At 40.8% G+C, this 6,787-nt stretch carries 7 protein-coding genes; 4 read left to right on the plus strand and 3 right to left on the minus strand.

The window, feature by feature from the left end; translation table 11 throughout:
- Nucleotides 1-156: 156 nt before the first annotated feature.
- On the minus strand, nt 157-1,569 hold the full coding sequence (locus tag AC805_RS15715) for an ATP-binding protein (RefSeq protein WP_055076295.1): 1,413 nt from the start codon (nt 1,567-1,569) through the stop codon (nt 157-159).
- A gap of 67 nt (nt 1,570-1,636) precedes the next feature.
- Here AC805_RS15715 and AC805_RS15720 point away from each other — a divergent pair, with 67 nt between their 5' ends.
- Genes AC805_RS15720 through AC805_RS15730 form a run of 3 tightly spaced genes read left to right on the plus strand, consistent with a single transcriptional unit; the run spans nt 1,637 to nt 4,774 of the window.
- Complete coding sequence (locus tag AC805_RS15720; protein WP_269433597.1) at nt 1,637-2,803, plus strand: type IV secretory system conjugative DNA transfer family protein; 1,167 nt, start codon at nt 1,637-1,639, stop codon at nt 2,801-2,803.
- 9 nt (nt 2,804-2,812) lie between these two features.
- Nucleotides 2,813-4,048 carry a hypothetical protein gene (locus AC805_RS26360; protein WP_072143643.1) on the plus strand — a complete coding sequence of 412 codons (1,236 nt, stop codon included), beginning with the start codon at nt 2,813-2,815 and terminating at the stop codon, nt 4,046-4,048.
- A gap of 9 nt (nt 4,049-4,057) precedes the next feature.
- Nucleotides 4,058-4,774 (plus strand): hypothetical protein, encoded by a 717-nt coding sequence (locus tag AC805_RS15730; RefSeq protein ID WP_055076296.1) that lies wholly within the window; start codon nt 4,058-4,060, stop codon nt 4,772-4,774.
- A gap of 55 nt (nt 4,775-4,829) precedes the next feature.
- Here the strand turns inward: AC805_RS15730 and AC805_RS15735 are convergent, their stop codons facing one another.
- Nucleotides 4,830-5,393: a Uma2 family endonuclease gene (locus AC805_RS15735; RefSeq protein WP_055076297.1), complete on the minus strand. Its 564-nt coding sequence runs from the start codon at nt 5,391-5,393 to the stop codon at nt 4,830-4,832.
- 108 nt (nt 5,394-5,501) lie between these two features.
- Between AC805_RS15735 and AC805_RS15740 the strand changes: the two genes are divergently transcribed.
- Nucleotides 5,502-5,693, plus strand: coding sequence for a toprim domain-containing protein (locus tag AC805_RS15740; protein WP_055076298.1), 192 nt, complete (start codon nt 5,502-5,504; stop codon nt 5,691-5,693).
- A gap of 1 nt (nt 5,694) precedes the next feature.
- Here the strand turns inward: AC805_RS15740 and AC805_RS15745 are convergent, their stop codons facing one another.
- On the minus strand, nt 5,695-6,543 hold the full coding sequence (locus AC805_RS15745; RefSeq protein WP_156341422.1) for a hypothetical protein: 849 nt from the start codon (nt 6,541-6,543) through the stop codon (nt 5,695-5,697).
- Between the last annotated feature and the right edge of the window lie 244 nt (nt 6,544-6,787).

Raw genomic sequence — 6,787 nt, forward strand, 5'->3', positions numbered from 1 at the left:
GATAGAAGTTCTCGAATGATAGTTGTCCTTTTGCGGAACGTCGGTACATAAAATTTTATTGGTGCAAGGGTTTTTCTTGTTTTTGGGCTTTTTTCTTGCATCTTATCAGCTTTTGCAACCTTTGGAAACTACTGATTGCAACTGTTTCTGCCTTTTTCAGCAAGCCCTAAGTAGTAGATTAATTCTTAAATGAGAATCAAATACAGTTTGGATTTCTGATTGACTTAATTTTGGTATAGTAAATGTCTTTGGGTTGCCAAGATGTCCCCATTCAACCCAACTTAAATTTTGTAAATTCTCTTCTCTGGCAGAAAACATAACTGTCCAATGTCTTGATCCATCATGGCTCAAAGAAATTCCTGATATCGTTCTCAGCAAATCATTAATAATTTTTTGCTTCTCTTCTTCAATACGATCAATGCCATCAATAAAAATAGTTGGTTGAGAACTACCACTAATTGCTATGAGAATGTCTTTTAGAAGCTTATTAAGTTGCAAATGATTTGCGAAGCCAGTCCAACCTACACCAGTAATTCGATCCCAAGAAAGAAAAATAACGAAACCATCACTTTGTCGGCTTTCAGCCAACACTTTTAATAAAGCAGACTTTCCCGTACCTGAAACTCCTGTCAATCCAATAATTGAAGATTCTTTCATCATTTCAATGACACCAGAAACTATTTCAGTTCTACTTAGAGTTAGACCACCAATATCAGTGCATATATCTTTCAAAGCTAATGTAGTTTCCTGACGAAGCCGCCTTAAATCTTCGCGACAGTCTGGAGATGCCAGTAAACTATATTTTTGTTGTAAATCTAATCGTAGAACTTCCGCATTAAAACTTCCAGCCGTATAATTACCTCTAGACGCAATAGCAGCAAGTTCGGAAATAAGCTTTGCAGAGTCATTTTTCTTACTCGGTTCTAATACATAACTGACGATTTCCACTATATAGGTGTAGTCTCGTGAACCTGCTTTTTGAAAATCAAAGTACAATACCACCATTGATCGTAAGAAATTCCATAGATTATCATCACTTACATTAGCTTTTGAAAAGCTATCCAACTTGTCACGAATAAGTTTAACGAAGCTTCGTTGAGTTTGATTAGATGATTTCTGTTGATTTATTCGTTTCAAAAAATCATTCGAGTTCGCACTTGTTCGCGCCCAAGTTAAAACACTTTGATAATGCTCGTCAATCTTTTTTCCATATAGACCAAGCACTATGCCAAAACGATCAGTCCTCACATTGAACTGTGAAGACTGAAAAGTTTCCCAGCAAGCGGATATAATCGTATCAAAAGTTTCGTCTTTTTCTCCAAATGTCAGATCTCGCTTGATTTGAAGTGCAAGCTTTGCTTCACCTGATGGCAAAGATGACACAATGATTAAATCATCTAAGGGATCACCCTCAAATAAACGCTGAAATCTTACTTCTGTCGTAATTCCATCTTCTTGTCCACGAGGAACTGACTGCAAAAGTAATGCAGCTAAGTAATAAGCTCCAACGTGGCTTTCAAAGTTAGCTCCAACACTTCCAGTAGAGAAGGGACTAGCAATATCGGTCATATGCTCATTTTATCCAATTAACCTTTAGTCTAGCAGCCATACCTCACTTACTAGGAAATTTGATTTCATTCGGGATGCAGCGGATGTGGATATGGCGAGACGGGTAGCGATCATCTTGAATCGCAACTTTAAATCGGGTGGCAAAGGTAGTGAAGATCCTTTCTTTACCAATAGTGGCGACCAGTTGATTCAAGCGGTGTTGCTGATGGCCAAGACTACTCCCTATCCCGATATTATTTTCTGTGCCAAGGCTTTGGGGGCGAATAATCTTCCTGCCAGAGTCCAGAATGCCCACTTACCAACTTGGGTGGAAACTAGCTTTGGGCAGTTGATTTCGATGGCGGATTCTGAGAAAACTGTTGCTTCTGTGATTTCAACGGCAAGTATTCTCTTTAGCCGTTTCATGTCCCCTGATATCCTCAGCGTGTTCTGTGGCAAGACGACGATTCCTTTGCAGTTAAAGGGAAAACAATTGCTGATTATCGGTATGAAGCGGGAAAAGCAGGATGTGGTTGCACCATTATTGGCGACGGTGTTGCACATGATCGTCACTCGTAATGTCGTGTCCGCTAAGCGCGAAGATCATTTACTGGTGGCAATCGATGAGTTGCCAACGCTTTATTTGCCCAGTCTTGTCCAATGGCTGAACGTTCACCGTGAGGATGGCTTGTCCTGTATGTTGGGTTTCCAGAATCTGGTGCAGCTCGAAGAAACCTATGGCAAGGAGGTATCAAGAGCAATCTTTGGTGGCTGTGCGACTAAAGCGATTTTCAATCCTCTGGAGCCTGAATCAGCAAAGATTTTCTCCGACTATCTCGGCGATGAGCATTTGAAGTACAAGTCCAAATCCCGTAGTTCGGGTGGTGGCAGGACTAGCACCAGCACATCGGATCAGGAACGCACGCGCAAACTATTTGCTCCAGAGGATTTTCTCAAGTTACCGCAAGGTAATTGTATTCTCATTTCCCCAGGCTATAGCTCTAAGAAAGAAGCGAATGTGCCTCGGCGTTGTCATATCAAAATTCCCAAAGTTGATGCGGAGAGAGCAGACAAGAGTAAATCTAAATGGGAGGCGCTAAAAGTTAGGTTGGCTAAATCTGGTAGTCAAGTACCGATTACAGATGGGGCGATCGCTTTGCGTAAGGATTATTTTCAAGAGCATTTCCCTTTACCTGCGAAAGATGCTCCCAATGCTCCTAAGTCCACCGTTCCTGCTTGGGCTGAAGGTTTATAGAGGTAAATTATGGTTTTTATTCAGTCATCGGAAGCATCTCAGGCTAATGCTCAACAATTGGCGATCGCTCAAACTACGATTGAAGCTTTGGCAGAACTGCTGAGGCAATTGCTAGCCAAGCAGGAAGAGCTATTGCAAGAGAAGGATGAGAACAGACAACAGCCTGAGTCACAATCGTCGGGATTCAGTGATGCGGAATGGGAGCGGGTATCCCAGCAATGGGATCGGGACATCATGGATGATTGGTGGCGCAGATATCAGGCTGCACCAGATCGTTCGGCTGCTCCTGAGACTTCTCAGGCTTTGACTGTGACTTTGAGTAATCCTCGCGATAAAGGCGATCCTGATTTGGCGATGTTACCCAACTCACCCATTCAGCCATCACCTTTATCTGGCAGTAATCTACCGCCATTGCCGCAATCATCGCAGTCACCATTGCCAGTTCCTGTTGAGCAGAACTATATCAATGTGGATTGGCGAGAACTCCCGAAAATAGAGTTAGCAGAGTTACTGCGGCGCGATTTGGATGGGGATGGGATTACTGATGTGGATGAACTGCGGATGGGACTCAATCCTCGCAGCATTGATACCGATGGCGATGGCATCAGCGATCGCGATGAGTTAGGACATTCTAATCCTCTATCGTTTGATGACTTCCGACAACAGGTAATGGCGGCAGTGTCGGTTGCCCTAGTTGCGAAATTGGGTGTCGATGGCAAGTACGAAGCGGAAAACTATCGCATTCAATATCAGGATAATTTCTATGAGATTTCTAATCTTGATGGTGAAGCGATCGCTAAGTTTGAATTGCTAAGCGATCGGGCTGTGTTTATGGAGGATAGGACTACAATTGACCAGCAAATTGACTTTACCAAAACTGCCTTTAGAACGACCACTGTGGATATTGCGAGTTTGACTCAGAATCAGGGTTATCTCGCGGCGATCGATAAGCTGGGAGATCTCGCTCCTGCTGGGGCTAGGGGTGTGGTGGTCGTGGAAAATATCCTTAATGAGACTGGTCAGGAGTCTTTCAAGGGTGAGTATTATAATTTCCAAAGGAATCAGGATGGTGATATCGCCATTGTCAATAACCATACTGGTGAAGATATTTTACGGACTACTCAAGGGCAAATCTCGCTTAATGCCATGACTCCAACTGATTTAAACAACTTCCAGCAAGCATTTCAACGGATGAATTTACCTCAGCCGAGGCTAGAACAATCCAGCCCTGATTTAGAGCGTTAGGTAAAAGCGATGATTACTGCGAATCCAGATCTGGATATGGCTCAATTTATGGCTGTGTTTAACCAAGTTGTTGAACTGCATAGCGTCCATATTTTAGCGATCGCTGAACGAGAAATGTCTTCTAGTACTTTAACGGATTTAACGATGATGGACAAAATGGATAAAGATGATGTCTTTGATGAAGAGTGGCAATCTTCTCAGGTACGGAGCAAAGGTAGCGATCCTAATTCGGGTGCTGCTGATACTCAACAGGTGAATGGTGTTACTTCAGAACAAAACCAGATCAATTATGCAACGCAGATTCAAAATCTGGCTCTGTCAATGTTTAATGGTTTGAGAAATCTGCGTAAGGATAACTCTACCAATAAGTCTGATGATGTTGAAAATGTTGCTATTCCTAGTTCTTCCAATCAAGTTACTGATGCAGAGCGAAATCTGAAACTGACGCGGGATTGTCGCGAACTGTTGCAAGTAAAAGGCAGAGATGATGGCAATCATCTTATCTTTGAACGTCCTGATGGCAAGGGGAATTACAAGTTCAGGCTCGAAAAAGCATCTGATACGATGACATTGAATGCAAAGGATCGTCCTGTTAATCCGATTCTGGTTGAGTCGCAGGGTATGGTCATAGAGTCCCATGTTACCGATCTTGATGCGGCAAATATTGCCAGAGCCGTGGAGATGTTACATGCTCAGCAGTCCCAACCTCTAGAAAATCAGAAATAACTATGTTTTACGCTTTTCAGGTATTTATTGAGTCTCTCTCTATCAACGATACGAGTTAATCTTCTAACCAACTAAACAATTCACCCACCGTAAGCTGAAACGATGCTGCGAAGGATGGTACTGGCAAGCGATCGCTTTTATTTTCAAACACAGCAATCGTGCGATCGCTAAAATAGACAAATACCAATTCCTCATCGGGATCGAGTAACCATCCCATTTCTGTACCATGAGCTAAACAATAGAGAATATTCCGAATCACTTTTGTTTGGTTTTGGTCTGGTGAAAGAATCTCAATTACCCAATTAGGCGCAGTCTCAAATAGATTTGATACTTTGCCGTCTTTATCCCTAGGAATGCGTTCCCAAGTAAAAACGGCGATGTCTGGAATAACCGAGCGATCGCCAAAATTACATCGTAACTCCGAATAAGCACGGGCAACCTTTTTCGGTTTGAGAGCTAGGTTAATTGCTGAGCCAAGGTCAAGCTGAACTGTACTATATTTTCCCTGTGGCATTGGCTTTTGGACTATCTCCCCATCAATAAATTCACAAGCGGGTTTTGTCTCTGGTAATTTCAGAAACTCTTCAAGGGTTAAAGGTTTAACAGGAGTTTGAACCATTGCGATCGCCACTTTTAATGATGATTATAGACTACAAGCACTGTCGTTTATCGTCTCCATAGATTTTTAGACCAGATTCAAGATAAAGTCCATATTAGGTATAAAAATATGAAAAAGCTGTTACTCGTTGAATCTCCATCTAAGTGCAAAACCATCCAAGCCATCCTTGGCAGTGAATGGCAAGTGGAAGCTTCCTTTGGACATTTTACGGAACTTGCCAAAGATGGTGAAGATAGCTTGGGCTTTACCATGCACAAAGATACCAACAAAATTGAAAGTCATCCTACAAACTTTATCTAAACTATTGCTTGACCACTGGATCTTCCTCTTCTGGCAATCCTATAAACCGATTGAGATTGTTGGCAAAATTGATCGCTACTTGCCTATCGCTAATATAATATAGCCTATGTTGTAATTTAGAATTATTAGAATTAATAGTTATTCTTGTGATAAAAGATACATTGTTGTAGCTATCGGATGAATATAAAACATCAATTTTAGCAACGTCACTAAATAAATAATGATTAATCTTCGTCCTAAACAATGACCATTTAGTAGTATGCTTTAGCAATCTATTGGGTTTATCGAAAAAGTATTCTTGACTGTAAGTTAGGAGGACAAAAGCACCCAATAATATGAAGCCGCAAAAAAACAGCCCTGGATGAGCTATGAGACGCAACCACATATAAAAGACAAACCGTTCGTCATAGTTATATGAAAAAGATTTCTGATTAGACCCCAAAAAGGAATTTAAAGCATTATTAATAGTATAAGCAGTTTGGTAGTCAATGTCTTCAAATACTTCCTTCTTTCCAAATTTAGTCATTAATAGAAATCTGGCATTATCGTATTGTGACTGTTGTACAAATTTATAATCTAAAGTGTTGGTCTTAACTAAACCGAAGAACTTTGACTTTGAGATTTGACAATTGACTTGCTTTGGTTCGACATGATCGCATTCGATCCTAACAACCCCAGTTTTCGATGCTTTTTGGAATGCTTCAAATAGGACTGAGGATAAAACGGGAGTGCAAATAAGCAAAACAAATAAGAAAGCCTTTATCTGAAAACCAGTTGGGATTTTGTATGAAATTAGAATTTCTGAGTTAGTTTGAGTTTGACTGTAGGTTTTCACCGAAGATTTTTTCAAAATAATCTATTGATAAAGAACTATAATTGACTATAGTTTATGACTTTTTCTCCCACGTCATAGTATTCAGCAATACACGAGGATCATTTCTTGGTGACTGGATCTTCTTCTTCGGGCAAGCCCATAAACCGATTGAGATTGTTGGCAAAATCGATCGCTACTTGCCGATTCTTAATCTCATCTAGCTTATATTGTAATTTAGAATTAATAGTTATTCTTGGGATAAAAGATACTCTGTTATAGC

This window comes from Pseudanabaena sp. 'Roaring Creek' (assembly GCF_001402795.1).
Classification (GTDB): domain Bacteria; phylum Cyanobacteriota; class Cyanobacteriia; order Pseudanabaenales; family Pseudanabaenaceae; genus Pseudanabaena.

Excerpts from the sequence above, each read along its gene's own strand:
- AC805_RS15715 (WP_055076295.1), bottom strand. The coding sequence starts at position 1,569 with ATGACCGATATTGCTAGTCCCTTCTCTACTGGAAGTGTTGGAGCTAAC.
- AC805_RS26360 (WP_072143643.1), top strand. The coding sequence starts at position 2,813 with ATGGTTTTTATTCAGTCATCGGAAGCATCTCAGGCTAATGCTCAACAA.
- AC805_RS15730 (WP_055076296.1), top strand. The coding sequence starts at position 4,058 with ATGATTACTGCGAATCCAGATCTGGATATGGCTCAATTTATGGCTGTG.
- AC805_RS15735 (WP_055076297.1), bottom strand. The coding sequence starts at position 5,393 with ATGGTTCAAACTCCTGTTAAACCTTTAACCCTTGAAGAGTTTCTGAAA.
- AC805_RS15740 (WP_055076298.1), top strand. The coding sequence starts at position 5,502 with ATGAAAAAGCTGTTACTCGTTGAATCTCCATCTAAGTGCAAAACCATC.